General features: G+C 54.6%; 25 protein-coding genes. 16 read left to right on the plus strand and 9 right to left on the minus strand.

Features of this window, described 5'->3' with window-relative positions; genetic code table 11:
* Window positions 1–2 precede the first annotated feature (2 nt).
* The 5 genes from atpA (at window position 3) to dinB (ending at window position 5,621) form a co-directional block, all read left to right on the plus strand.
* Entirely contained in the window at window positions 3–1,511 is a 1,509-nt protein-coding gene (atpA, locus tag A7E78_RS10475; RefSeq protein WP_072284187.1) for a F0F1 ATP synthase subunit alpha, read from the plus strand.
* Window positions 1,512–1,533: 22 nt separating this feature from the next.
* The gene (gene atpG, locus A7E78_RS10480) at window positions 1,534–2,400 is read left to right on the plus strand and encodes an ATP synthase F1 subunit gamma (protein ID WP_072284189.1); all 867 of its coding nucleotides are present in this window, start codon (window positions 1,534–1,536) and stop codon (window positions 2,398–2,400) included.
* Between the two features lie 52 nt (window positions 2,401–2,452).
* On the plus strand, window positions 2,453–3,859 hold the full coding sequence (atpD, locus tag A7E78_RS10485; protein WP_072284191.1) for a F0F1 ATP synthase subunit beta: 1,407 nt from the start codon (window positions 2,453–2,455) through the stop codon (window positions 3,857–3,859).
* Between the two features lie 33 nt (window positions 3,860–3,892).
* Complete coding sequence (locus A7E78_RS10490; RefSeq protein ID WP_072284192.1) at window positions 3,893–4,306, plus strand: F0F1 ATP synthase subunit epsilon; 414 nt, start codon at window positions 3,893–3,895, stop codon at window positions 4,304–4,306.
* Between the two features lie 106 nt (window positions 4,307–4,412).
* The gene (gene dinB, locus A7E78_RS10495) at window positions 4,413–5,621 is read left to right on the plus strand and encodes a DNA polymerase IV (RefSeq protein WP_072284193.1); all 1,209 of its coding nucleotides are present in this window, start codon (window positions 4,413–4,415) and stop codon (window positions 5,619–5,621) included.
* Here dinB and A7E78_RS15635 read toward each other — a convergent pair.
* On the minus strand, window positions 5,580–7,355 hold the full coding sequence (locus A7E78_RS15635; protein ID WP_083553019.1) for a TIM barrel protein: 1,776 nt from the start codon (window positions 7,353–7,355) through the stop codon (window positions 5,580–5,582). The genes dinB and A7E78_RS15635 overlap by 42 nt on opposite strands.
* 245 nt (window positions 7,356–7,600) lie before the next feature.
* Between A7E78_RS15635 and A7E78_RS10510 the strand changes: the two genes are divergently transcribed.
* From A7E78_RS10510 to A7E78_RS10535, 6 genes are all read left to right on the plus strand, one after another.
* Window positions 7,601–8,974 carry a glutamate--cysteine ligase gene (locus A7E78_RS10510; RefSeq protein WP_072284195.1) on the plus strand — a complete coding sequence of 458 codons (1,374 nt, stop codon included), beginning with the start codon at window positions 7,601–7,603 and terminating at the stop codon, window positions 8,972–8,974.
* A gap of 120 nt (window positions 8,975–9,094) precedes the next feature.
* The gene (gene tkt, locus A7E78_RS10515) at window positions 9,095–11,092 is read left to right on the plus strand and encodes a transketolase (RefSeq protein WP_072284197.1); all 1,998 of its coding nucleotides are present in this window, start codon (window positions 9,095–9,097) and stop codon (window positions 11,090–11,092) included.
* Between the two features lie 85 nt (window positions 11,093–11,177).
* Complete coding sequence (locus A7E78_RS10520; RefSeq protein WP_083553021.1) at window positions 11,178–11,828, plus strand: RNA polymerase sigma factor; 651 nt, start codon at window positions 11,178–11,180, stop codon at window positions 11,826–11,828.
* The gene (locus A7E78_RS10525; protein ID WP_072284198.1) at window positions 11,825–12,274 is read left to right on the plus strand and encodes an anti-sigma factor; all 450 of its coding nucleotides are present in this window, start codon (window positions 11,825–11,827) and stop codon (window positions 12,272–12,274) included. Before A7E78_RS10520 ends, A7E78_RS10525 begins: the two co-directional genes overlap by 4 nt.
* 22 nt (window positions 12,275–12,296) lie before the next feature.
* Window positions 12,297–12,731 carry a DUF3106 domain-containing protein gene (locus tag A7E78_RS10530; RefSeq protein WP_072284200.1) on the plus strand — a complete coding sequence of 145 codons (435 nt, stop codon included), beginning with the start codon at window positions 12,297–12,299 and terminating at the stop codon, window positions 12,729–12,731.
* A 161-nt stretch (window positions 12,732–12,892) separates the two neighbouring features.
* Window positions 12,893–13,300, plus strand: coding sequence for a c-type cytochrome (locus A7E78_RS10535; protein WP_145924889.1), 408 nt, complete (start codon window positions 12,893–12,895; stop codon window positions 13,298–13,300).
* Window positions 13,301–13,786: 486 nt separating this feature from the next.
* Here the strand turns inward: A7E78_RS10535 and A7E78_RS10540 are convergent, their stop codons facing one another.
* Complete coding sequence (locus tag A7E78_RS10540; protein ID WP_072284202.1) at window positions 13,787–15,514, minus strand: cation:proton antiporter domain-containing protein; 1,728 nt, start codon at window positions 15,512–15,514, stop codon at window positions 13,787–13,789.
* A 48-nt stretch (window positions 15,515–15,562) separates the two neighbouring features.
* Window positions 15,563–17,029, minus strand: a complete 1,467-nt coding sequence (locus tag A7E78_RS10545; protein WP_072284203.1) for an OmpA family protein — start codon at window positions 17,027–17,029, stop codon at window positions 15,563–15,565.
* A gap of 629 nt (window positions 17,030–17,658) precedes the next feature.
* Here A7E78_RS10545 and A7E78_RS10550 point away from each other — a divergent pair.
* Window positions 17,659–18,063, plus strand: coding sequence for a hypothetical protein (locus tag A7E78_RS10550; RefSeq protein WP_072284204.1), 405 nt, complete (start codon window positions 17,659–17,661; stop codon window positions 18,061–18,063).
* 67 nt (window positions 18,064–18,130) lie between these two features.
* The gene (locus A7E78_RS10555) at window positions 18,131–18,343 is read left to right on the plus strand and encodes a hypothetical protein (protein ID WP_072284205.1); all 213 of its coding nucleotides are present in this window, start codon (window positions 18,131–18,133) and stop codon (window positions 18,341–18,343) included.
* Between the two features lie 69 nt (window positions 18,344–18,412).
* Here the strand turns inward: A7E78_RS10555 and A7E78_RS15200 are convergent, their stop codons facing one another.
* From A7E78_RS15200 to trxB, 5 genes are all read right to left on the minus strand, one after another.
* Window positions 18,413–18,559: a hypothetical protein gene (locus A7E78_RS15200; RefSeq protein WP_201257999.1), complete on the minus strand. Its 147-nt coding sequence runs from the start codon at window positions 18,557–18,559 to the stop codon at window positions 18,413–18,415.
* 133 nt (window positions 18,560–18,692) lie between these two features.
* The gene (locus A7E78_RS10560; protein WP_072284207.1) at window positions 18,693–18,893 is read right to left on the minus strand and encodes a cold-shock protein; all 201 of its coding nucleotides are present in this window, start codon (window positions 18,891–18,893) and stop codon (window positions 18,693–18,695) included.
* A 620-nt stretch (window positions 18,894–19,513) separates the two neighbouring features.
* Entirely contained in the window at window positions 19,514–19,864 is a 351-nt protein-coding gene (locus A7E78_RS10565) for a C2H2-type zinc finger protein (protein WP_072284208.1), read from the minus strand.
* Window positions 19,865–20,178: 314 nt separating this feature from the next.
* On the minus strand, window positions 20,179–21,708 hold the full coding sequence (locus tag A7E78_RS10570; protein ID WP_072284209.1) for a YifB family Mg chelatase-like AAA ATPase: 1,530 nt from the start codon (window positions 21,706–21,708) through the stop codon (window positions 20,179–20,181).
* A 48-nt stretch (window positions 21,709–21,756) separates the two neighbouring features.
* Window positions 21,757–22,683, minus strand: coding sequence for a thioredoxin-disulfide reductase (gene trxB, locus A7E78_RS10575; RefSeq protein ID WP_072284211.1), 927 nt, complete (start codon window positions 22,681–22,683; stop codon window positions 21,757–21,759).
* 248 nt (window positions 22,684–22,931) lie between these two features.
* On the opposite strand from trxB, the gene A7E78_RS10580 reads away from it, so the two are divergent.
* Window positions 22,932–23,219 (plus strand): hypothetical protein, encoded by a 288-nt coding sequence (locus A7E78_RS10580; RefSeq protein WP_145924890.1) that lies wholly within the window; start codon window positions 22,932–22,934, stop codon window positions 23,217–23,219.
* 162 nt (window positions 23,220–23,381) lie between these two features.
* On the opposite strand, the gene A7E78_RS10585 is transcribed toward A7E78_RS10580, so the two are convergent.
* Entirely contained in the window at window positions 23,382–24,173 is a 792-nt protein-coding gene (locus tag A7E78_RS10585; protein ID WP_072284213.1) for a carbon-nitrogen family hydrolase, read from the minus strand.
* A 492-nt stretch (window positions 24,174–24,665) separates the two neighbouring features.
* Here A7E78_RS10585 and A7E78_RS10590 point away from each other — a divergent pair, with 492 nt between their 5' ends.
* On the plus strand, window positions 24,666–25,151 hold the full coding sequence (locus A7E78_RS10590) for a Na+/H+ antiporter subunit E (RefSeq protein WP_072284214.1): 486 nt from the start codon (window positions 24,666–24,668) through the stop codon (window positions 25,149–25,151).
* The gene (locus A7E78_RS10595) at window positions 25,151–25,435 is read left to right on the plus strand and encodes an MrpF/PhaF family protein (protein ID WP_072284216.1); all 285 of its coding nucleotides are present in this window, start codon (window positions 25,151–25,153) and stop codon (window positions 25,433–25,435) included. Before A7E78_RS10590 ends, A7E78_RS10595 begins: the two co-directional genes overlap by 1 nt.
* Window positions 25,436–25,449: the final 14 nt, after the last annotated feature.

Consider the following 25,449-nt stretch of genomic DNA (forward strand, 5'->3'; position numbering starts at 1 on the left):
TCATGGAAATCAGAGCAGAAGAGATCTGTAATCTCATAAAAGAGCAGATCGAGAATTTTGATCGCGAAGTAGAAGTTAGTGAGATGGGCACCATCATCTCTGTCGGTGACGGTATAGCACGTATCTATGGCCTCGATAATGCCATGGCCGGCGAGCTATTGGAATTTCCCGGCGAAACGATGGGCATGGTGCTCAACCTGGAAGAAGACAACGTCGGTGCAGCTATTCTTGGTGAAGGACATCACATCAAGGAAGGGGATACCGTTAAGCGCACCGGTCGTATCGTTGAAGTTCCGGTAGGTGAGGAACTCATCGGACGGGTGGTCAACGGTATTGGCCAGCCCATCGACGGCGGTGGCCCAATTTCTACCGATAAAACCAGCCAGGTTGAGGTCAAGGCACCGGGTATCGTTACCCGAAAGTCCGTTGCCGAGCCTTTACAAACCGGGCTGAAGGCCGTCGATGCCATGGTTCCTATCGGCCGTGGCCAACGTGAATTGATTATCGGTGACCGCCAGACCGGAAAAACCGCCCTGGCCATCGACACCATCATCAACCAGAAGGGTCAGGACATCGTCTGCATCTACGTCGCCATAGGACAGAAATGCTCCACGGTGGCCCAGGTGGTGGACAAGCTTCGACAGCACGGTGCGATGGACTACACCATGGTCGTCTCGGCCAGCGCCAGTGACCCGGCACCTCTACAGTTCATCGCCCCTTATACCGGGGTCACCATGGGAGAGTATTTCCGCGACAACGGCAAGCATGCCCTGATCGTCTACGATGATCTTTCCAAGCATGCTGTCGCTTATCGCCAGCTTTCTTTGTTGCTGCGCCGTCCTCCGGGCCGTGAGGCTTTTCCCGGCGATGTATTTTACCTCCACAGCCGTCTGCTGGAGCGGGCCGCCAAGCTTACAGATGAACTCGGTGGGGGCAGTCTGACCGCCCTTCCGATCATCGAAACTCAGGCGGGTGACGTTTCCGCCTATATCCCGACCAATGTTATCTCCATCACCGACGGACAGATCTTCCTCGAAACAGACCTGTTCTATTCCGGGGTTCGTCCGGCCATCAACGTCGGTCTGTCCGTATCCCGTGTTGGCGGTAGCGCCCAGGTCAAGGCCATGAAGCAGGTGGCAGGCACTCTGCGTCTGGCCCTGGCTCAGTATCGGGAAATGGCAGCCTTCGCCCAGTTCGGTTCGGACCTCGATGTCGAGACCCAAAAACAGCTCCATCGCGGAGCTCGTTTGGTGGAAATTCTCAAGCAGCCCCAGTATCAGCCTCTGTCGGTTGAAAAACAGGCCCTGATCATCTTCGCCGCGAACAACGGCTATATTGATGATTACCCCCTGGGGGCCTTGCGTCGCTACGAGGAAGAGCTGTATAGCTTCGTTGACACCCGTCACCCTGAGCTTATCAACCAGGTGAGGGAGAAGAAGGCCATCGACAGCGATTTGCAGGAGCAGATCAAAAAGGCTCTGGACGAATTTAAGAATGAGTTTGTGGCCTGAGTAAGGCAGAAGGCAATAGGCGATGGCGAACCTGAAGGACATAAAAAAACGCATCACCTCGGTTAAGAACACGCAGCAGATCACCCGGGCAATGAAAATGGTGGCTGCAGCGCGTTTCCGCAAGGCTAACGAGGCCGTCGTGGCAGCTCGTCCTTATTCGGACAAGCTGCATGAAGTGCTTTCCAGTTTGGCTTTACGCGAAAAGCGCAAGGTGCATCCCCTGCTGGCTCGGCGTGACAGCAAGAAAAAGGCTCTGCTGCTGGTACTGACGTCCGATCGCGGTTTGTGCGGTGGATTTAACGTCAATATCACCAAGGCTTCTGAGGCCTTTGTTAACAACGAAACCACTGGTTTTGAGTCCTACGATATGCTGGTTATCGGGCGCAAGGGAAAAGAATACTTTGTCCATCGTCCGGCCTATAACGTCACCAAGTGCCACGAAGGGGTAACCAGTCAGGCTTCTTACGGTGTCGCCTCGCTGCTCGGCCAGGAGATAGTGGCCGGTTATAGCGAGGGCGACTACGATGGGGTCTTTGTGGTTTACAATGCTTTTCGCAGTGCCATCTGTCAGGAAGTGACAGTGAATCAATTGCTGCCCATTGTGCCACGAGAGGTATCGGAAGATGCGGTGGTGACCAACTACATCTACGAGCCGGACCGTAGCGAGGTGCTGAATTCGATATTGCCCAAATATGTTGAAGTACAGATTTATCGGGCTTTTGTCGAGTCGTTGGCTTCTGAACACGGTGCACGGATGAGTGCCATGGACAGTGCTACTCAAAACGCGGCGGATATGATCAACCGTCTGACCTTGCAGTATAATCGGGCACGCCAGGCTGTGATCACCAAAGAATTGATGGAAATCATCTCAGGCGCGGAATCGGTTTAACAAGCTTACCCGCAACCGCGCTCGCGGTGGGGATTAGGAGGAAAAGTTCACCATGAATACAGGCAAAGTCTCCCAGGTAATCGGACCGGTGGTTGACGTCGAATTTCCCGACGGCCAATTGCCCGAGATCTATCACGCCCTAAAGATGAGTAACCCTTCTCTCGGCGACGAGGAATGGAACCTTGTCGTTGAGGTTGCTCAGCACCTCGGCGAGAACACTGTGCGTACCATTGCCATGGATAGCACCGACGGTTTGGTGCGTGGCCAGCAGGTACTCGATACCGGTCGGCAGATTACCATGCCCGTTGGCCGCGGCACCCTGGGACGGATTCTCAATGTTGTCGGCGAGCCGGTGGATGAAATGGGACCGATAGAGAGCGATACCCAGTGGGAAATTCATCGCCCTGCGCCCGAGTTTGTTGAGCAGTCGACAAAGGTTGAGGCCTTCGAGACAGGCATCAAGGTTGTGGACCTTCTGGCTCCTTATGCCCGTGGTGGTAAGATCGGTCTGTTTGGTGGCGCCGGTGTTGGCAAGACCGTTCTGATCATGGAGTTGATCCATAATATCGCCAAGCAGCACGGTGGCTATTCGGTTTTTGCCGGGGTTGGCGAGCGGACCCGTGAGGGTAACGACCTGTGGCACGAAATGAAGGAATCGGCGGTACTCGACAAGACCGCCCTGGTTTATGGCCAGATGAATGAACCGCCTGGGGCCCGTGCTCGAGTTGCCCTGTCAGCCCTGACGGTCGCCGAATATTTCCGTGATGAGCAGAATCAGGACGTGCTGCTCTTTGTCGATAACATCTTCCGCTTTACTCAGGCGGGCTCTGAGGTCTCGGCTCTTCTTGGCCGGATACCTTCGGCGGTTGGCTACCAGCCGACCCTTTCTACCGAAATGGGTGAATTGCAGGAGCGTATTACGACGACCAAGAACGGTTCCATTACCTCCGTTCAGGCCATTTACGTGCCGGCGGACGACTTGACTGACCCGGCTCCGGCGACCACCTTTGCTCATCTCGATGCGACCACAGTTCTGTCCCGACAAATCGCTGAACTCGGGATCTATCCGGCCGTCGACCCCCTCGATTCTACCAGTCGTATTCTTGATCCCCAGGTGGTCGGCGATGAGCACTATCAGGTGGCTCGCGATGTACAGTTTGTTTTGCAGCGCTACAAAGACCTGCAGGACATTATCGCTATCCTCGGTATGGACGAATTGTCCGAAGAGGATAAGCAGGTTGTCGGGCGAGCTCGCAGAATTCAGAAATTCCTGTCCCAGCCATTCCATGTGGCCGAGATCTTTACCGGTACCCCTGGTAAATACGTTGAGCTTAAAGAGACGATCCGTGGCTTTAAGGAGATTGTCGAAGGCAAGCACGATGCTGTCCCCGAGCAGGCCTTTTATATGGTCGGAACTATCGAGGAAGTGCTGGAAAATGCCGCGAAGATGGCCGGCTAAGCCGGTTAGGTCTTAGCTCAGGAGAAGCAGCGAATGGCGCAGAAACTTACATTGGAACTGGTTACACCGGCCAAACAGGTGCTTTCGGAAGCGGTGGATGAAATTACCGCGCCCGGTAGTATGGGGCAGTTCGGCGTGTTGCCGGGCCACACCCCGATGTTGACAACCCTGGAAGTCGGTGAGCTCAGCTACCGTAAGGGCAGCGATACCTTCTATGTGGCTGTCAACTGGGGTTATGTGGAAGTTGAAGATGACCGGGTAACGATTCTGGTGGAGACTGCCGAGATCGAAGATGAAATAGATCTGGAGAGGGCCAGAACCGCCCTAGGTCGCGCCGAGGAGGCGTTGGCCGAGATGTCTGCCGAAGAAAAGGAATATCTCGTTATGCAACAGGCCTTGGCCCGGGCTATGGCCCGAATTCAGGTAGCGAGCCGTAAAGCCCGCTAAACAAGTTCTATAAATCAAAGTAATAAAAAAGGCGGCCTCTAAGGGCCGCCTTTTTTATTACTGAAACCTTGAGCCCGGCACGGAGCCTCTGGTACCATGTAACCCTATGAATCGCAGCATTATCCATCTTGATCTCGATGCATTCTATGCTTCCGTCGAACAGCAGGATGATCCGCAACTGCGGGGCTTGCCCGTACTGGTTGGAGGTCGTTCCGGTCGTGGGGTGGTCTGTGCCTGTTCCTATGAAGCTCGGCGCTTCGGTATACACTCCGCCATGCCCATGACCAGGGCGCTCCGACTATGCCCCAAGGCTGTGGTGCGGCCGGTGCGCATGGAACGCTATCGCCAATTTTCACAACAGGTTTTTGCGATTTTCTCGCGCTTTACAGACCGTATCGAACCTCTCTCTCTTGATGAAGCCTTTCTCGATGTCAGCGGTTGTGAACGCCTGTTCGGTACACCGGTTCAGATCGCCGCCCAGATCAAGGAGGCGGTTTTCCAGGAGACCGGTTTGACTATCAGCGCCGGGGTGGCGGAGAATAAGTTTCTGGCCAAGCTGGCTTCGGATCATCAGAAGCCCGATGGTCTCTACGTGGTTCCACAACCACCGGACCGTTTTCTGTTGCCCTTGCCTCTTAAGCGCTTATGGGGGGTAGGCCCGGTTACCTGTCAGCGCTTGGAAAAGCTGGGACTTCGCACTGTTGCCGACTTGCGCCAACTAAGTGAAGCTCGTCTGGAACAGCTTTTCGATAGCGCAGGACGGCAGCTCTACCGTCTGGCCCGGGGCGAGGACTCCCGTCCGGTAATCGTTGCAAACAGAGCCCATTCCATCGGTCATGAGGATACCTACGATCATGACTTGCAGGATTCTTTTCAGTTGCATCGGTCGCTGCTCGACCTTGCAGAGCGGGTGGCGACACGATTGAGGAGAAAGGGGCTGGCCGGAAGCGTGGTTCAGCTCAAAGTTCGCTACGCCGACTTTACCACCGTTACCCGTCGCCGCACTGTCGAACCTCCCCTCGATTCAGCACTTGCTATTCTTCAGGTAGCAAAGGAGCTGCTTCTACGTACCGATGCCGGAGAGCGGCCCGTAAGGCTGCTCGGTATCAGCCTTAGTCAATTGCGGGACGGGCCCGAAGTTCAGGGGGAACTATTTGGCGATGAACAGAGAGAGAGGGTTTCAGCCCTCGATGGTGCGGTGGATCAGTTGCGGCGACGTTATGGTGTCAAGGGGGTGCAAAGGGCCAGCTTGATGACAGGGGATAAAAACGAATCAGAGGCGAAAACGGGGGGCGATGGTTGGGATGGCTCTTAACAGAGACTTCTGGTTGTGAACTTCCAGGGTGGCAGTGGGGCGAAGGTTCCGCTGATCGAGCTCATGAAATAGCCCGGAAAAATCGGCGCTGCCCTCACCGGCAGCCAGGTGGGCGTCTCGGTCGCCATGGTTATCATGCAGATGCAGGTGATGCAGGTGTGAGCCGAGGGCGTTGAACCACTCTTCCAGGCTGCCCTTACCAAAAAGGTGCCAGTGACCGATGTCGAAGCAGTGACCCAGCCAGGGTGAATTGATTTCATCCAGCAGGGCTTGCAGGTTTTCGGGGTATTCCTCAAAAATATTTTCCAGGGCCAAGCGACATTTTTGCTCCTCCGCCTGGGCGATGAGCTCGGGCCAGAAGCGAAGGCTGGCTTCTATCCACAGTTCGTTGCGGTCGCCGTAATGCCAGCGGAAAAAGCCGGGGTGAAAGACGATTTGGCGGGCCTTTAGCAGCCCGGCGAACAGCAGGGTACGATCGAAGCGGCGGCGGGTCGCATCTCGAACCAACGGATCGATGGCGCCGGGATTGAGATCCATGAAAGGGGCATGTACGGTGACCGCCAGCCCGGCATCGGCCAGCTTTCGGCTCCATTCGCCCAGTTCGGCCGGTGAACGGTCCAGGTCGAACCACTTAAAGGCGATCTCCGGTTGCAGACGCTGTTCGATGAGCAGAGGCAGTAATTCTTCAAACTGACCGCAGGGGACATGGACATGTAAACGGTCATTCATGACATTAACCCCCGCGGCGACTTGCTCAAGCTTCTGAATGGCCGGAGGTTCGCCGATGGTGATCAACACATCTTCGACTTCAATGGAAGTGGTCGATTCGGGATTAAACATCATCTGGCCGTTATTTTTCTTGATGGCAATGATCATGATTCCCCAGTCGCGGCGCATACCGGAGGAGATCAGGGTCTTATCGATAAGCACCGAGCCGGGAGCTACGCGAATCTCTTCCAGCTGCAATTCGAGATTCTGGCTGCCAACGGCGATATCGATGAAATCCACCACCGATGGTCGCAGCACTGCCCAGGCCATCCGGCTGGCGCCGATTTTATAAGGCGAGATTACCTTGGTGGCTCCGGCACGGATCAGTTTCTTTTCAGTGCCTTCTTCGCCACAGCGGGCAAGGATGAAGAGGTCGGGGTTGAGGCCGCGGGCCGTGAGGGTGATATAGACATTGGCTGTTTCCGAATCGACCGCGGTGATCAAGCCCTTTGCCCGTTGGATACCGGCTTCAATCAATGCTTCGTCATCTGTGGCGTCACCCTGCACAAAAAGAGTACCCTCGGCGGCAAGTGCTTCGCAGATCTCCGGGTCCCGTTCCACGACCACGAAAGGCACCGGCCGAGAACGAAATTCGCTGCTGATCAGGGTGCCGATACGGCCATAACCGCAGATGATGTAGTGACCCTGGAGTTTGTCGATCTGCTTGACCAATTTTTTCCTCCCCAGAATGGTTCGCAACTGCCCTTCCACCATGAACTGCAGCAGGCTGCCGACGGCATAAGCGATGATGCCGGCACCGAAAATGATGAGCAGAACGGTAAAGAAGCGTCCGTGATCGGATAAGGGATGCACCTCCCTGAAGCCGACAGTGGCCAGGGTGATGACCGTCATGTAAAGGGCATCGAAAAGCCCCCAGCCTTCGATCAAGGCATAACCGACGGTGCCCAGGCCGATGGTGGCAACTACGATAAACAGGGATAAGCGCAGGCGGCGAACCGGGTTCATGATTTCTCCGGTAATCAAGGATATTGGGATGATAGCGTTCCGGCCGGTAAAAGGCAAGAGAGGAAGAAAGGCCGGAGAGTTGGCGAGGGAAAGATCTTGACATGGTTGTATTGCTTCCTGCACTTCAACCGTCTGCCGGGTAAGGTTCCCTTTGCCTGGAGACCCTATCTGATGCTAATGTGAACATTTACTGATAGGTACTGTTTGGTACCCCGTTTATCCACCTGGAGCAGGCTCGCCTAAATATGACGATGCAACAAAAAAACCATTTCCAGCAGCCGGTCAGCAACGTTAAGCAGTTGAGGGATTTTTTAGCCGCCGGCGCTCGCCCTAGAGAGCAGTGGGGTGTCGGTGCCGAGGTGGAAAAACTGGTGGTCGATGCTGAAACGGGTGAGGCGGCCTCTTATCAACGCATCGAAGCTCTGCTGGAAAGGCTGGTCGATTCTCGTACCTGGCAACCGATCCGGGAACAGGGCCGTCTGATCGGTTTATTGGGGAGGGACTCCTCGGTGACCTTGGAACCGGGTGGTCAATTGGAACTATCCGGGGCCCTTTGTCCTGATCTCCACTGTTGCCGCAAAGATTTTTGCCGGCACATCGACGATATTCTGCAAGCGGCCCGGCCTCTCGGGTTGCTTTTTCTAGGGCTGGGGGTACAGCCTTTTTCCCCTCTGAAAGCCATTGACTGGCTACCCAAGCCCCGTTACGCCATTATGCGCGCCTACATGGAGCAGACCGGCGATATGGGCCAGAACATGATGAAACAGAGTGCCGGTCTGCAGGTCAATCTCGATTTTGCCGACGAGGCCGATTGCATCGACAAACTGCAGGCGGCCCAACTGCTGGCACCCCTGTTTTATGCCCTGTTTGCCAATTCTCCTTTGCTTGATGGCCAGCCGAGCGGATTTCTTTCCACCCGTGGCGAAATCTGGGCACGTACTGACCAGGACCGGTCCGGCTTGATCCCGGGCCTGCTCGATGAAGGAGCCGATTTGGGTTGCTACATCGAATATGCCCTCGATGTGCCCATGTATTTTATCGTTCGGCAGAAACAGCTGTTTGATATGACGAAGGAACGTTTCTCCTTTCGGCGCTATCTGGCCGAAGGTTTTGCCGGGTTTCGAGCGACTCTCGGCGATTGGGATCTGCATCTGTCGACCCTTTTTCCCGAGGTGCGTCTGCGGCCACAGATTGAATTGCGCAGTGCCGACACCCTGCCTCCGGGTTTGTCCTTATCGGTAGCGGCCCTGTCCAAGGGCCTGTTGTATGATGATGCGGCGCGGGCCGAAATCCACCGCTTGTTTCGGACTTACGATTCAGCGACCTTTCAGCAGGTTTATCGGCAGTCGTGGCGCCTGGGACTAAAAACCCCCGTGGGGCGCCATACTTTGCGAGACCTGGCTCTTCAGGTTTTAACCCTGGCGCGTGAGGGGTTGATTCGTCAACAACGGGAGCGTGGCAGCCGATTTGATGAGACCCTGTTTCTCGATGGTCTCGATGAAATCGCCGAAAGCGGCGTCACTTTGGCAGAACGGTTGTTGGGGCGCTGGCACGGCTCACGCCAACAACGGCTTAAAGCTCTCAAGGAACATTGCGGATTTGAACATTGCGGCCCCTGACTCTGTCAGGCGCTGAAGAGCTGCTTCGGAGTCTGCCGGACTATTGTTCATGGGCCAGCTATAATCTCAGATGTTTGGTCCGTATCGTCTGACAGCCATTCAGAAAAAGGAGTAATGCGTATGATCAGCGAACAGATCGATCTGTCCCTGGCAAAAGAGGCTGTCGACACCATTCGGCTGCTGGCCGCCGATGCCGTGGAACAGGCTCAATCCGGACATCCCGGCACGCCCATGGAAGCGGCACCCATTGCCTACCTTCTCTACTCCCGTCATCTGCGCCATGCTCCACAACAACCCGACTGGCCCGGTCGCGACCGCTTCATTCTGTCTTGCGGGCATGCCTCAGCATTACTTTACAGCCTGTTGCATCTCACAGGATATGATCTGTCCCTGGAGGAGATCAAAGCTTTTCGCCAGTTTGATAGCCGTACCCCGGGGCACCCTGAGTTTGGTCATACGCCCGGTGTGGAGACAACGACGGGACCTCTCGGGCAGGGTTTTGCCGTTGGGGTCGGTATGGCCATGGGGGCTCGTTTTTTGAAAGAACAGGTCGACCAAGAGCTGTTTGACTATCGGATCTATTCACTCTGTTCCGACGGCGACCTGATGGAAGGGGTGGCGGCAGAAGCCGCTTCTTTGGCCGGCCACCTTCGTCTCGGAAATCTGGTCTATCTCTACCTGGATAACCATATCACCATTGAAGGCGATACCGCTTTGGCGTTTTCGGAAGAGACCGCCACCCGTTTCCTGGCCTATGGGTGGCAGGTGCTGCGGGTCGAAGGGGAAAATTTAGAGGAAATTGACGGGGCTATCGCCTGTGCAAAAGAAGATCCGCGACCCAGTTTAATCATCGCCCGCACCCATATCGGCCAGGGGGCACCTAACAAACAGGACAGTTCGGCGGCCCATGGGGCACCTCTCGGCCGTGAAGAACTAAGGCTGACCAAACAGGCGCTGGGACGAAACCCGGAACAGAGTTTCGAAGTACCAAAACAAGTGAGCGAACATATGTTCGCGGCTGTGGAACGGGGAGAGTCCCTGGTTCGAGAATGGCAGCAAAAATTCGAGAGCCGTCAGGACGATGCGCGGTCGGCGACCTGGCACCAGCTTGCCGGAAAAGGCCTTTCCGACGGCTGGCAGCAGTACCTGCCGGTATTTGACACGGATAGTGGTCCGATGGCCACCCGCAAGGCCAGTGGATTGGTGCTCAATGCCCTGGCTCCTCACCTGCCCCTCCTTCTGGGAGGATCGGCCGATTTGGCGCCGTCCAATAACACCGCTTTGCAAAATGAGACGGCCTTTCGGCCCGGAGCCAGTGGCCGCAACATTCATTTCGGGGTACGGGAACATGCCATGGGCGCGATTCTCAACGGACTGGCCCATACCCCGGGGTTAATCCCCTATGGGGGAACCTTCCTGATCTTCTCCGATTATATGCGGCCGCCTATTCGCTTGGCTGCCATGATGGGGTTGGCCCCAATCTATGTTTTTACCCATGATTCAATCGGTCTCGGCGAAGACGGCCCGACCCATCAGCCCGTCGAACAGCTGGCAGCGCTTCGGGCGATTCCTGAGCTGAGGGTTATCCGGCCCGCTGACGCCAATGAGACGGCCATGGCCTGGCGGGTTGCCCTCGCTGAGCGCCAGCGGCCAACGGCGCTGGCCCTGTCTCGGCAAAACCTGCCAGTTGTCGATCGCAAAACTCACGGAGCAGCCGAGGGCGTGGCCCGTGGTGGTTACGTTCTGGCGGCCGAAGAGGGGCTTTTGCAGGCCTTGCTTATTGCCAGCGGTTCCGAGGTGTCGTTGGTTTTGGCCGCTCGAGAAATATTGCAACAGCAGGGTATTGCCACCCGAGTTGTGTCTCTGCCCTGTTGGGAGCTGTTTGATGAACAGTCCCAAGATTACCGCCATGAAGTTTTGCCACCGACCTGTCCAGCACGTCTGGCCGTCGAGGCGGCCGCAGCCTTCGGCTGGGAGCGTTATGTCGGCGACCGTGGAGACATCTTGGCCATGGACGGCTTTGGTGCCAGCGCGCCGGCCGACCAGTTGATGGAGTATTTCGGCTTCACCGTTGACCAGGTGATCGCCAGGGTTCGACAATTAATAGAGAAAAACTGATTTTTTTCGGGGTCGTTGGTAAACTTTTTTTCTGCAGGCTCGTCCAAGTATGCGAGAACGGATCTCAAAAAACAGGAAGAGGCCTATGACTCCCCAAGCCGCAACCGCTGTGGTCGATCCTGCTTCGGTGCAGGATTACACCATGGCGTCAGAACTTGGCGACCGCCATGATAAAATATTGCTCGAGCAGTTGCGTGCCGGGCACCCCGGTGCTTTTGAACAACTGGTAGCGAGCCAGGCATCACGATTGATCAATCTGGCCTTCCGGTTGATAGGCAACCGTGCTGAAGCTGAGGAAATCGCTCAGGAAGGGTTTCTGCGCCTGCATCGATCATTGGATAGTTTTCGCGGCGATTGCAGTTTATCAAGTTATCTCTATCGCATCGTTTCGCGTCTGGCCATCGATCATTTGCGGCGGGAAAAATTACGCCGAAAACTTTTCTTTTTTCGTCGTCATGAGGACGATGCCGACCCGCTGGAGTTGGCAGCCGATTCAAATGCTTCGCCGCGGGATAATTTGCAAGCTAAAGAGACCGGGCAACGTTTGCTGACGGCCCTTGACGGCTTGTCGGCCCGGCAAAGGGCGGTTTTTGTGTTGCGCCATCAGGAGGGAATGTCCCTCAAAGAAATTGCTGCAACGCTCTCTTTGGAGGAAGGAACGGTTAAGGCCCATCTGCATCGGGCGGTACGCGCCTTGCGCGCCGAACTGGAAGATCTGCAGGAGGATCGGTCATGAACGACACTACAACGAGACACTGTCATAAAGAGGATTTGCTGCTTTATTACTACGACGAACTGACCGATCAACGGCGAGCTGAGTTGGCGGAACATCTTGCCGTTTGTGAGAACTGTAATAAAGAATGGCAGCAACTCCAGCGGTCTTTAAGCAGCCTGTCTCTTCCCGTAATCGAGTTCAATTCGGTTGAAACCAAAAGGTTTGCCGCCCGGGTTGCAGAACGAGCGCAGCGCCCCAGGCACAGCAAGCTCTGGGTGTGGGGAGGCGCATTGACTGTTAGCGCGGTTCTGGCCCTGACCCTGATTGCCCGACCACCGGGGCTAGTTCCCGGCCAAAGAAACGGACTGGTGGCCGATGCCGCTATCGTTCAGGAGCTGGAGCTTTTGCAGAATATGGAACTGCTTGAAGACCTCGATCTCTTGCAGGGATTGGAAGGTCAGGGATGATGGAGATGGAAAGGAAACAACCATGAAACGCTTATGGCTACTTGGTCTGTTGCTGGTGGCCGGCCTGACCTGGGGGCAGGGAACGGGTTGGGCCAAGCGCTACTCTGACCAAAATGACGGCGGACGAAGAGTTGTTGCCGATAAAGACATTACCGAAGGCAACCGTTGGCAAAAACTGACTCCAGAGCAACGCAAAGAGATGAAACAGCGCTATCGTCAGTTTCAGGATTTGCCGCCGGCAGAACAGCAAAAGTTACGCAAGCGCTATGAACGTTTTCAAGAGCTTTCGCCGGAAAAGAAGCGACGCATCCAAGAGCGGCATCAACGGTTACAGAAGATGACCCCGAAGCAACGGGAAGAGTTGAAACGGGAGTTGCAGCGTATCAAGAAGCTACCGCCGGAAGATCGCCGCCAACAACGCCAGGAATTACATAAGCAATATTTTAACGGCCGCTGATCATTTACCGCAACGAACCACCTTATGCCAATCAAAACAACCCCCTTCTTCAAAGGGGGTTGTTTTGATTGTTTTGTGGTCGATATTTGCAGCGAGCCTTTTTGCAGAAGCTATAATTCAACAAGGCAGTGTATTGGTACACCTTTTCCAAGGAGACGCTGATGACAAAGATCCGCTGGGGTATGACAATGGTTCTGGTAACATTGGTTTTGCTATGTGTTGGCGGGTGTAAAGAACAAATGAAGGAAGAACTGCTGAGCGCTGCTTCCAAGCCTGCCTTTGCTGCTGTTGAAGAAACGGCGCGGGTTGCTACCCCGGTGGCGGAGCCTAAAGATGGACAGGCGCTGTTTCAGCAGCATTGCGCCGTATGCCATCCCGGCGGTGGTAATATCATCAATCCGGACAAAGGGCTTGATGGAAAAACCCTGGCAGCCAATGGCATCGTAACTGCCGGCGATATCGTCTCCCTGATGCGTGAGCCGAGACCGGGAATGAGCGCTTTTAGTAAGGAATTGCTGTCCGACCGGGATGCCGGCCGCATCGCCGAATACATTCTTCAGACTTTTTGAGCGGATTGGTAAAGGATTGTAAAGCGGTTTAGTTCAGCCAGCCTCTGAGTTTTCGCGAACGTATCAAACATAAGGGCCATGGATGTTATTCTCCTTTCAAGGAGGAATAACATCCATGGCCTTTTTTATAAGAAATGCCGCCTGGTTTTGTTCAGAGAGTTTGAGTTGTCAGGCCGACAGAAGATAAAAAAACGCCTCCCCTTCCTTTGTGTGTGGGGTGAAAGAGGGAGGACAATAAAACGCTCTAGGAGGAATTCCACCCGGAAACTCTCGCCAGAATGCCGGGTGGCATTGTAATCGCAGTTGCAAAAAAGATTAAAAAGATTTTCAGTCTTTCCTGTATACACAATCTGAAGGGACAAAAGCAATCATTATGTGTTAACAACCCTCTTTTTTTATCTGTAATGAGTTGTGTCGGATAAGCGATTGAAAGGGGCTGCGAGAAAAGCCTATTTATGAGGAAAGAGGTGGTAGAAGGGAGGATTTTTACTGTTTGCCGGCGCGGCGAAAGGCGGCCAGAAGATCGTTCTGACTGAGGATTCCCAGCAGATGTTTGGGTTGTTCCGGGTCTATCACCGGAAAGTAACTGATGTAGCGGTATTTCTGTAGAATTTCCAGGGCTTCGCGCAGGGTCTGGTCGGGATGCATGGCGATGTGCCGTTCGCCGGCCAGATCGCTGGCCACCACCAGCTTGGCCAGGGTGGGCTCGAACACCAGGTTGCGGATTTCGGTGTAGTTGATCATGCCGACGAAGTGCCCGTCGCCGTCGATTACCGGAAAACGGTCGTAGCGGCTGTGGGCGATGAGGTGCAACAACTCATTGAAGGGCGTGTCGTTGGTGATGGTTTCGACGTTGCGACGCATGATGTGTTTGACCAGGATGTCGCCGGGGTCGCTTAGCTGGTGACCGGCCGGGATGCCAAGCGACGAACGGAAATGCTGGACCACGTTGTGCAATCCTTCGATGGTCCCCTGTGGCGCGCGTTTTTCCAACAGAGAGAGTATCGGCACCTCGCCGGCTCGCACCAGCCCGAAACGGATCGCCAGCGGGCCGATTAGTTCAAACAGGACCACCGATCCGAGCACCATGGTTTCAAGCAGTCGTCCACCCGCCGGCCACTGCCGGGTGAGCGTGGTGGCCAAGCCGATGGCGACGCCCCCCTGGGCGAGCAGGGTAAAGCCGGTGTGAATGCCTCGCTCGCGGTTGAAGTTGCCGAAATGGGCACCGACTCGCGCGCCAACTAGTTTGCCGAGAACCCGTGCGCAAAAATAACCGAGGCCAAGTAGTCCGATATTGGGGAGGGTTTCAAGGTGCAGATTGGCGCCGGCGATGAAAAAGAAGGCCACATAAAGGGGATAATCGAACTGCTGGAGAGACTCTTCAAGGAGGTGCCAGCGCGGCGAACTGTTCGCCAGCACCAAGCCGAGAAACAGCGTTGCCAAAAGTGGGCTGATGCCGAGGGTGCGGCAGACGCCGGTCACTGTAAAAACGGCGCCCAAGAGCAATAGCTTCTTCTCGCTGGGGGTTTCAAGGCGCTGGGCCCACACCGAGGCGGCAAAACCTAACAGGCCGCCAACCAGTAACGGACCTAACATCTGCCACAAAACCGACGCAATGGGAAAATCCGGTTGCAGCAATATCTGGCTCAGGACGATAAAAGCGAGAATGGAAACAACATTGTTGAGCCCCACCAGGGTCAAGGCGGTATGGGTCACAGGCCCGTCGGCTTTGTACTCGCGGATAACCATCAAGGTTACTGCGGGCGCCGTGGTGATGGTAATCGTTCCGAGCAGTAGCGCCAGTGTCAGCGAAGTCTCGACCAGGGAAAAGCCGGGCAGGCTTGTTTTGACGACTAGAAGGTTGAGGGAGGCAACGGAAAGGGTGACAAGCAGGAAGGTCAGGCAGATTTCGCCAAAAGAGAACCAGAGAATCCGGTGTTTCCAGCGTTTAAGATTTTCAGTTCGGCATTGTCCGCCGATACTGAGCAAAATCAGACCGAGGGCGATGTCGGTAACGATTCGCAGGTCCTTGAGGACCTCGGACGAAATGAGTTGGGGCAGGCCGGTCAGATGGGCAAAGGATGGCCCGACCAGCAGCCCGGTCAGCAGATAGCCGGTGACCCGGGGCACGTGTAACATGCCTGCCACGCGCCCACCGATCAGGGTGCCACAAAAAATGACCCCCAGAGCGCTGAAGATAGCGGACAGGTCCATAAAACACGACTCCTTTTCGGATTGACAGGTGGGGCAGCAGGGCTCCGGTCAGGGCTGGGCCGGGATCAGGACAATGTCGATCCGTCGGTTGATGGCCCGCCCTTCGGCGGACTGATCCGACGCCAGCGGGCGTTCCGAGCCGTAGCCCTTCGCTTCGATCTTTTCCGCCGGCAGGGTGTCGTTGGCGATAAGGTAAGCCTGCACTGCTTCGGCCCGCTTTTGCGACAGGGCCAGGTTGGCAGCGGCCGAGCCGGTGCTGTCGGTATGGCCTTCAATGATAGCCCGCGGTTGGCCGAACAGGCCGATAGCCCGCTGCACTTTGCTCAGCAGCGGATAGTTCTGCGCTTCGATGACCGCCTGGCCGACTGCAAAGCTCATCGCCTTGAGGCGGATGATCAGGCGGTCGCCTTGCTTGTAGACCTCGGCGTCACCGGGGGCGAACACATTCTGGACCTGGTTGAAGAGCTTCTGGAAGCGGCGCTCCTCGTCCAGTTGCTGGCGGGCCGCCCGTTCTTCCCGGGTCGAGCCTTCAAGAGAGGCGATCTGTACGCGTAATTGATCGATGGTCGCTTCTAGTGCGGCAATCTCATCCTGTTGATCCTGTCGCTGTTGCTGGTTACTGGCGATAGACGTCAGAATCCCTTCCAGCTGGCCTTCAAATACCTGGTCCCTCTGGTCGGGCAGATTCAGCTGTTCAGCTGTCTGATGTAATAACCCTTCGATATATAGGGCTGTCTGTTCCGAAGGCCGGTTTTCCAGGTTTTGACTATGTAGCATGATCTGCTCCAGGCGGCGGGTATAAAAGAGGGCCTCCGCTGCTTTCTGGCGGATTTCTTCTCTTTGGTAGCGACGGTCGGTGACGAAGGCATCTGCTTCAGCGAGCTTTTCCTGTGCTTCGGCCAGGGACAGGGGGACCTGCCGAGAGGCGCGGTTGGCCGTTGCCTGGTCCAGGAGCCGGTGGGCTTCGCCGAGATTACGTTCCTTGATGGCGCGCAATTCCAGTTGATCATAGGCATCGAACACCTTGGCCTTGTCCTTTTGAGCCGAATCGAGGTCGTTGTCTTCAATGGCTCGGGTCAGGCTTAAAAAACGTTCTTCTGTCGCAGTATATTCCGATCCGAGGTCAGCGGCGCCGGCGGCCAGGGCCAATTGACGTACCTTGATCACATCGGCAAGGACGGTTCGGGCGATTTGGGCCGTTTGCTCGGAACGTTGCAATTCAACCCGGCCGGCAGTGATCTTGAGCAGGATTTCGGACAGATCGGTCTCTCGCTCCAACATGCCCTGAGCTTCTAGATAAAGACGCTCCGCTTTAGCAAAATTGCGGGGTGACAGAACATCCAGGCTTTCTTGACGAGCCGTATCCAGGTCGCTTTCAAGGCTGACCAGCTGTTCGACCGGATCTTTGTCTTCCAGCGCTGTAGAGAGAGCTGGAGGACGTCCTCCGCAGGCGCTGAGCAGCAGCACGAGTAGCAAGGCGATCCAGGGTATGTTGGGGCGATTCGACGGATGCATTCTGCAGGCCTCCTTTTCATGTTTCGCTTTTTAACCAGTTAATCTAAAACGGTCAACGAAATTCCGAAGCCGAAAGCTCTAAATGGCATTGAACCCAATCCTGTATATTATACTTCATCAATATAGATAACGCTGTGATATCAGGAAGGGTTTCTTGCGCCAGTGTAGACTGAATAAAGGGGCATTGCAATGACAAGTCGCTAAAATAGGCGACTTCATACCGAATTATTGACCTTGTCAGGTTCAAATCCTTAGAGAATGGAAGCCTTAATATTCTGTGCTTGGCTTCCAGGAATGAAGCTTAAGGGACATAGTGTTTTCAGCTGCAGCTATGAAAAGAAAGCAGAAAGGTCCCTTCCTCAGGGGTTAATCAAGCAATAGAGAGCTTTGACGGTGTCCTTTAAGGGCAAAAAGGTGTATGATGTGACTTTACCCTCCCACAACAGATCTTCTCTTCAACTATTCAATCGCCCTTCATGTCTTGTGAGGATGATCCCTCGGCATGGAGAGATTCGGCGGCCCTTTCGACTTTTGGACCGTCTCTTGTCAAGCCTGTTCGATAGATTCCAGTGGTCTCCCTGATTTTTATCGGACATGTCTTGGCCAGCCCCAAGGAAGGAAGTACCGTTATGCAAGATGCCACGCTTTCCGTCGGTGATTCTATCGAAGGCCGCTGTACTAAATGTCGTAAAAATACCGCTCATATCATCGTGACTCTGGTCGAAGAGAATCCCGGCAAGGTGCAGTGCACCGTTTGTAATCGTGAGCATAAATATCGGCCGCCCACAGCGGCAAGAAAGCCGGCAGCACGTCGAACAGTCGATCCCAAAGAGGCCGAACGCCAGGAATGGCAGGCGTTGCAGCCAACCATGAATCCTGCCAAGGCGACGGATTACTCCATGGACGCGACTTACAAGGTCAATGCACTGATTAATCATCCTAAGTTTGGACTTGGTGTGGTGCAGCGAGTGGTGGGGCCGCAAAAAGTTGAAGTGTTGTTTGAGGACGGCCGAAAGATGATGCGCTGTCAATAAGATTTGCCGCTGTGTTTTCCGGACATGGCAGGCAGTAGGTTGGAAGTGGAAGCCAGCAAGGAAACGTATGAAAATTTGTAAGCTGTGTGAAGAACAATCTGAAAAAGCGCGCAATGGAAAGCCCCATGAATCTTTAACCAAGGTCGATGGGGCGCGCATTTTTAAAGGACACAACAAGCGGGGCTTTGAGGAACAGGATTATCAGTGTCTGAGTTGCAAGGCTAAATTCACTCACAGCACCAATAAAAATGATTTGGCCTGGACTTTATGGCAGGGGTAGCTGCCTTTTATGCCAATCGTTGAGGTTGCTCAGCGGGCGCAGAAACCCTGCGCCCTCACAGCGGCTGGATTAAGGAATTGTTGATTCGTCAACTATCTGCTTTGAAGGGCTTTCGGCATTGTCTTCTTGTTTGCGTTTTTTCTTTTCTTCTTTTTTGGCTTTTTTGGCGAGTTCCTTCTGACGTTTTTCATAACCATAATTCGGTTTTCTAGCCATGGGCCGGTCCTTTCCGTTTGAGGTTTGGCCTGTCCAGGCATCCGGGCAGTAATGTCCTCGAAGATTGCTGAAGAAAAAAGAGCCCCACGAAGATTCGAGGGGCTCTTTTTTTAGCTATATGCAAAATTTAACTTTAGATTTTGCGTACATTGGCCGACTGGGGGCCTTTTTGACCTTGGGTGACCTCAAAGCTTACGCGGTCGCCTTCGGCAAGGGATTTGAAACCATCACCCTGGATCTCGGAAAAGTGAACGAATACGTCAGGGCCGTTGTCCTGCTCGATGAAACCAAAACCTTTTGCGTCGTTGAACCATTTTACTGTGCCTTCTGCCATTTTTTTCTCCGTGTCCCCTTTGCAGGGACTTTTTGGTTGTGTAAATCCGCTCGTCCAAATAAAAAAACACCTGCCCAAGAGGGCCTGTGTTTTGATCCGAGCTGACACCTTGTCAATTCGGTGAGCGACAAAAAATTTACACAAACTTGCTTAAGTTTTTTCAAGTTAACATGGCCACCTAGTAAAAGGCAAGCGATAACTGCTTGTGGCATAAAAGAAAATTCTTCTGGCGCTCAATTTGATTCAAAAACTGAGGGTGTGGTCGGCAAAAAAAGAAAATGATTCTGAATGAATGTGGGCTCCGGCTTACAGTCTTCTTCCCAACAGTCTTACTGTAATAGAGCTGTAAAACAGCAAAGTTTTTGACCCAATGGAGATCCAGTACTCGGGGTAAATTTAAGACATTTGGTTGGATAACGTTCTTTGAGAGGGCTTTTTAGGTTGCCTGGTTGCCGCCAGTAAACGGCTTTGGCAATGAAATGCCGGCGCCTGGAGGAAAAGCTTGCCGAGACAGGCGCCGGCGTATGGTCATTTGTGAGTACGCGCAAGGTGAACGATTTGAGTGCTCAAAGGGTAAGGGCCTCAGCTGACTCTAATCGTTATATTTTCAAATGCTCCATTTATAGCTCGTCAGAGGTAAATTCAACCCCACAGGTCGAACACTTGATCAGCGGACCTTTCTGGTGGTCGGGATTACTCTGCAGGTGTTTTTTCAGGCTTACATGCGAAGTAAGGTCCACTCCACATGTTGAGCATTTGATCAGTGGGTGCGTTGCGGTGGTAATCTTATGTTCTGGATGGCTTTTTACATGCTGCTCCGCGGCCGATTTGGAGGTGAAGTCCACACCACAGGTGGAACATTTGATGAGAATGCTGGCGTCCTCGGCTTGAGGGGCTGCCATTAATGTCCCCGTGGAACCGAAGGCGACAAACGCTGAAACCAATATTGCGAGAACTAGAAATCTTGACATGTCTGACTCCTCGTAAATAGTTTGCCCTTCTTTTATTCTATGCTATCTCGCCAATTTAAATCTATTAGCAAGTCCAACTTTTTTCTTTGACCGCTTTTCCAACCCGGTTTTTCGGCTGTCAGGGCTTAAAGCCATAAATGCTCAGGTAACTGTAGTCGCCCTTACAGTTAATGGGATAAATATAACGGAATAGGGCGGCGCAATGCATGGACCCTCGACCAAAGGGTAAGAGTCCGCCGGACAAGGGCTCGGTTGGAACGGGGGGCGAGCCTAAAAAGCTCGAAGGTGACTTATGGCTGTTAAGGCGGTGGGAGTTAAGAGGATTTCCGGTCCAACGACCGGTACTGAATCGCTTCGGCCAGGTGCGATTGGTGAATCTGCTCTTCTCCGGCCAGGTCGGCGATAGTTCGGACTACTTTGAGGATGCGAGTGTAGGTGCGGGCCGAGAAGCCGAGCCGGTCGGTGACCGTCTCCATTAATTTCTGGCCTGCTTCGTCGAGGGAGCAAAAGCGGCGCATCTGGCGAGGGGTCATGGCCGCGTTGCACACTGTGGAACTGGTGGAAAAGCGTTGCTGTTGCCGCAGGCGGGCTTGTTTTACCCTTTCGCGAATGGTCTCGCTGGCCTCTGCCTCGCCGCTGGCCGAGAGCTCTTTGTGGCTGATTCGCGGCACCTCGATGTGCAGGTCAATGCGGTCGAGCAATGGTCCGGACAGGCGGTTGCGGTAGCGGCGGGTCATCAGCGGAGTGCAGCTGCATTCGTGCAACGTATCGCCAAGATACCCACAGGGGCAGGGGTTCATGGCCGCCACCAGCATGAAATCGGAGGGATAGGTGAGGGTTGAGGCCGCTCGGCTGATGGTGACAACGCCGTCCTCCAGGGGCTGGCGCAACATTTCCAATACATTCTTCTTGAATTCGGGCAACTCATCGAGAAACAGCACCCCATTGTGTGCTAAGGAAACTTCACCCGGTTTGGGTACCGTGCCACCGCCGATCAGGCCGGCGTCGGATATGGAGTGATGGGGGCTGCGAAATGGTCGAGTGCAGACCAGGGCGTCCTGCCGGGGCAGCAGGCCGACGATGGAATGGATCTTGGTGGTGACCAGCGCCTCGTCGAAGCAGAGGGCGGGCAGAATGCTTGGCAGGCGCCTGGCGAGCATGGTTTTGCCGCTGCCTGGCGGCCCGACCATGAGCAGATTATGACCGCCGCTGGCGGCGACTTCGAGGGCCCGCTTAACATGTTCCTGGCCACGGACTTCGGCAAAATCCACCGGATGCATGGACGACTGAATAAAAAGATCGTCCCTGTCCATGGGACAGGGTTCCAAGGCTCCTTCGCCGTTAAGAAAGTCGACCAGTTGGCCAAGATCGGAGACGCCGTAGACCGGCAGATCGCCGGCGATGGCTCCTTCGCGGGCATTATCCGCGGGCAGGATCAGGGCTGTGGCGCCCCATTGGCGAGCAGCTACAGCCACTGGCAGGGCGCCACGCACCGGCTTGATCAGCCCGTCGAGGCTCAGTTCGCCCATGAAGGCGAAACGGCGAGGTCGATGGTTTTTGATCACTCCGGTGGCGGCGAGAATGCCGATGGCCATGGGCAAATCAAAAGCGGTACCATCCTTTTTGATATCAGCCGGCGCCAGGTTGATGGTGATGCGTCGCACCGGGAAGTCGTAGCCCGAGTTCTTGATAGCCGACTTGACCCGGTCCTTACTTTCTTTGACTGCTCCTTCGGCGAGGCCGACGGTGGCGAACTGGGGCAGGCCCTGGGCGATATCGACTTCCACCTCTACCGGATAGGCATCGATTCCGATCAGGGCTCCGGACAATACTTTGGCCAGCATGGTTTCTCCTCATGCGGTGGCGTTGTCCCTCTAACTGCCCGCCGCTAGCTAAATTTCGTCGAGATATTTTTCCGTGGCGATAGCGGCCACAGCGCCGTCGCCGACAGCGGTGGCGATCTGCTTGAGGATTTTGCTGCGTACATCACCGGCGGCAAAGACGCCTGGCATGGAGGTGCGGCATTCTTCATCGGTGACGATGTAACCCTCGTTGTTTAGTTGTAGTACTTCCGCCAGGAAGCGGGCCTTGGGGATCACACCTATGGCAAAGAAGACCCCTTCTACCGCCAGGGAACTTTTCTCGCCGGTTTTTTTGTTGGCGAGACGCAATTCGTTGACCCCACGCTGGTCGGCAAGGACTTCTTCCGGGATCGTATCCCAGAGCACTTCGATTTTATCGTTGGCCAAAACACGCTCTTGCAGGGTTTTTGTGGCTCGCAATTGATCGCGGCGATGGATCAGATAAACTTTGCTGGCAAAACGGGTCAGAAATAAGGCTTCTTCGGCGGCTGTATCCCCACCACCGACCACGGCTACCGGAACTTCGCGAAAGAAAGCGCCATCGCAGGTGGCACAATAAGAGACCCCGCGGCCGGTAAGTTTTTCTTCGCCGGGGATACCGAGTTTGCGGGGTTCGGCTCCGGTAGTGATGATGACCGCCTTGGCGCGCAGTTCTTTGCCGTCGACGGTGACCACCTTGTGGTCTCCGGCATCGACCAGTTTCTGTGCTTCACCGTTGCTGATCTGCAGGCCAAACTCCTGGCAGTGCTCATGAAAACGTCCTACCAGGTCCGGACCGTCGATTCCCCCCGGAAAGCCGGGATAGTTCTCTACCTTGGTGGTGGTCATGACTTGACCGCCCACCAGCATCTGCTCCACCAGCAGAGTGTTCAGTTTGGCGCGGGAAGTGTAGAGGCCGGCGGTCAGGCCGGCCGGGCCTCCACCGATGATGATTACGTCATAAAGCTGGTCGTCCATGAAAAACTCCTTAGTGGTGCTCGCAAGGCGAGTTGTTTATAGCATAATTTTTATTAGTTGTGAATAATGAAAGAGGGCGCGGTTTATAGAGTTGAAGGCTCCCCCTTGCCTGTTATTGCCGATTGCCCTATGATGGGCGCGCTCTTTTACCATATGTAATGCCAGCCGGACAACAGGGTTGTCAAATGACGAAAAAAAAGCGAAAAACACCGTCAAAACCATCTATAGGACGCCGCCTGGGCGGTTTCTTGTTCTGGACAGCGCTATTTCTGCTGCTCCTGGGCGCTGCCGACCAGGCACTGCTGCGCCTGACTCCGAAGAACTCGCTGTTGGCCGAGCTGCAGGATTGTTATCTGGACCTTCGCCGTCGCCTGCTGACCCGCCCGCCGGATTCCATCGAAGGGTTGTTAGAGCAGACCCCCTCCCCGAAAAAAAGCTATTTCTACGCGGATCGTCAAGGTGAACTTCATTTCGTTGAAAGTCTGCAAGAGGTTCCGCTTCCTTACCGCAACGATGCCCAGCCGTTGACAGATTAGCGATGGCGTAGCATAAAGTCCACTCTCCTTCTTTGCAGCTCCTTTTCGACCCACGGCTGCAGCTATGAATCTTCAAACGAGCTAAAGACTGTTCTCAATTATCCCAATTTTCTCTTCGGCCGGTATTGTCCGCCAAGATCCAGGCCGTTGCGAAGACATCAATCAGAGCAGAGTACCGTAGATTTCCGGCCGCCGATCGTGCCAGGCTGGAATTTCTTTCCGATAGGCGTTCATGTCGGCAAAGTCGAGCAGTGCTGTTGCTTCGGTAGCCTCCTCTCCTCCTTCAGCAAGGAATTCACCCCGCGGAGAAACAATCAGGCTCATACCAAAAAAACTCAGGCTGCCCAGCTGACCGCAGCTGTTGGTGGCGACCAGGAAGAACTGATTTTCAATCGCTCGGGCTCGTATCAGGGTGCGCCAGTGTAGCTGACGAGGGCTTGGCCATTGAGCGGGCAGGCAGACCACTTCTGCTCCATCCAGTGCCAGCTTCCGAAACATCTCGGGAAAGCGCAGATCGTAGCAGATGGCGACCCCGAGGCGCCCGGCAGAGGTGGCTATCACAAGGGTTGAGTCGCCCGAAGCCAGGAAGCGGTCTTCTTTCATCGGTGAAAAAAGGTGCAGTTTGCGATAGCGACCGACTTCCTGTCCTCGATCATGAATGAAGGCTGTGTTGTACAGAGAACCCCGGTCCTTTTCCGGCATACTTCCGACGATTACCATATTGAGGTTTGCGGATAGTTCACTTAGTTCGGCCGCAATCCGTGGTGTTGCATCAGCCAATGTGGGGAGTCGTTTGTAGTCGTAGCCGCTACTCCACATTTCAGGCAGTACGGCCAAGTGCGCGCCATGAGTGTGGGCCCGTTGAATGGCTATGCGTGCCTGCTTCAGGTTGGCGTCGACATCCCCGGCAACGATGGGAAACTGTATGGCAGAGGCGCAAATTCCGGCGTTCATGGAAAACCTTTTCCTGTAGGGCAGGTTTAAGAATGGCTAATATTTTTCTGCACCAGCTTGAACAAGCAAATTTAGGATCCGGAAAATCAGGTTGCATTGAGAGCTATAGGAAGTCGATCTCTTTATCTAAAGGCAAAGCCTCTAGATAGCGGCTTGTTCCCGGCGCCAAGAAGAATGGCGAAGCTCGATTATAGTCCAGAGCCTTAGGTAGGGCAAGTTGCTCGCCTGAAAGGGAATGCAGCCGGGTGTGTAATCAATTTCGCTGGGTGGATACGATGCTTGACCCCCATCTGTAACCGTGCTAAAAATCCTGTGTTGAAGCGGCTTGGACCTTGGTTGGGGGCGCTTTCTGCCCTAGCTCAAAAGGTCTTGAGATGTTCGGCCTTTGTTTGCCTAAGCACCGGATTCTCTGAAGTCCTGTTGCTCTGGCCCTCGCCTGATCCTTGTTAGGCATGCGCCCGTTGCTTTGCCCGCCGGAGGAAAGTTCTGTTCATGGCCACCAAAATCGCCACCTTTATTACCATGCTTCTGTTCTGGGTGATGCTGTCGGGCATGTTCGATGCCTTCCATTTTTCCCTGGGGATGGTCAGCTGTCTGCTGGTGACCCTGTTCAGTCAAGAACTCCTCTTCTATGGCGGTAAAAAAAGATCCTGGATCCTGGGCACCCTCGGTGCAATGCTCTATTTTCCCTGGTTGTTCTGGCAGATTATCCTGGCCAATCTGGAGGTGGCTTATATCGTCTTGCATCCAAAGATGCTCGATAGGATCGATCCGCACCTGGTCCGTTTTAAAACCCGGCTCCAGCGGCCCATTGCTAGGGTCGCCTTCGCTCAATCGATTACCCTGACCCCCGGAACCATTACCGTCGATCTCCACGACGACCAATTCACTGTCTATGCCCTGACCCGCAGCGCCGCCGAATCCCTTCCCGGGGAGATGGAACGGCGAGTCGGCAAGGCCCTTGATTCGGCATCCTGATGGAAAACTTATTTCTTGCTAGCGGTATGATCTTTATGGTTTTGGTAGCCCTCTGTCTGCTTCGTGTGGTCGGCGGGCCGACAGTTCTCGACCGGATTCTTGGCGCCAATGTCATCGGCACCAAGGTGACCGTACTGCTTCTGATCATCGGAGTCTTGTATAACAAGGTCGAAATGTTTGTCGACATAGCCATCGCCTATGCTTTGTTGAACTTTATTACCACCCTTGGAGCGGCCAAGTATTTCCTGCACCGCAAAAAGGCAGGTTTGCAGGAAAACGACTGACGGAAAGGACGCTG

Origin of the sequence: Syntrophotalea acetylenivorans, assembly GCF_001887775.1 — a bacterium.
Classification (GTDB): domain Bacteria; phylum Desulfobacterota; class Desulfuromonadia; order Desulfuromonadales; family Syntrophotaleaceae; genus Syntrophotalea_A; species Syntrophotalea_A acetylenivorans.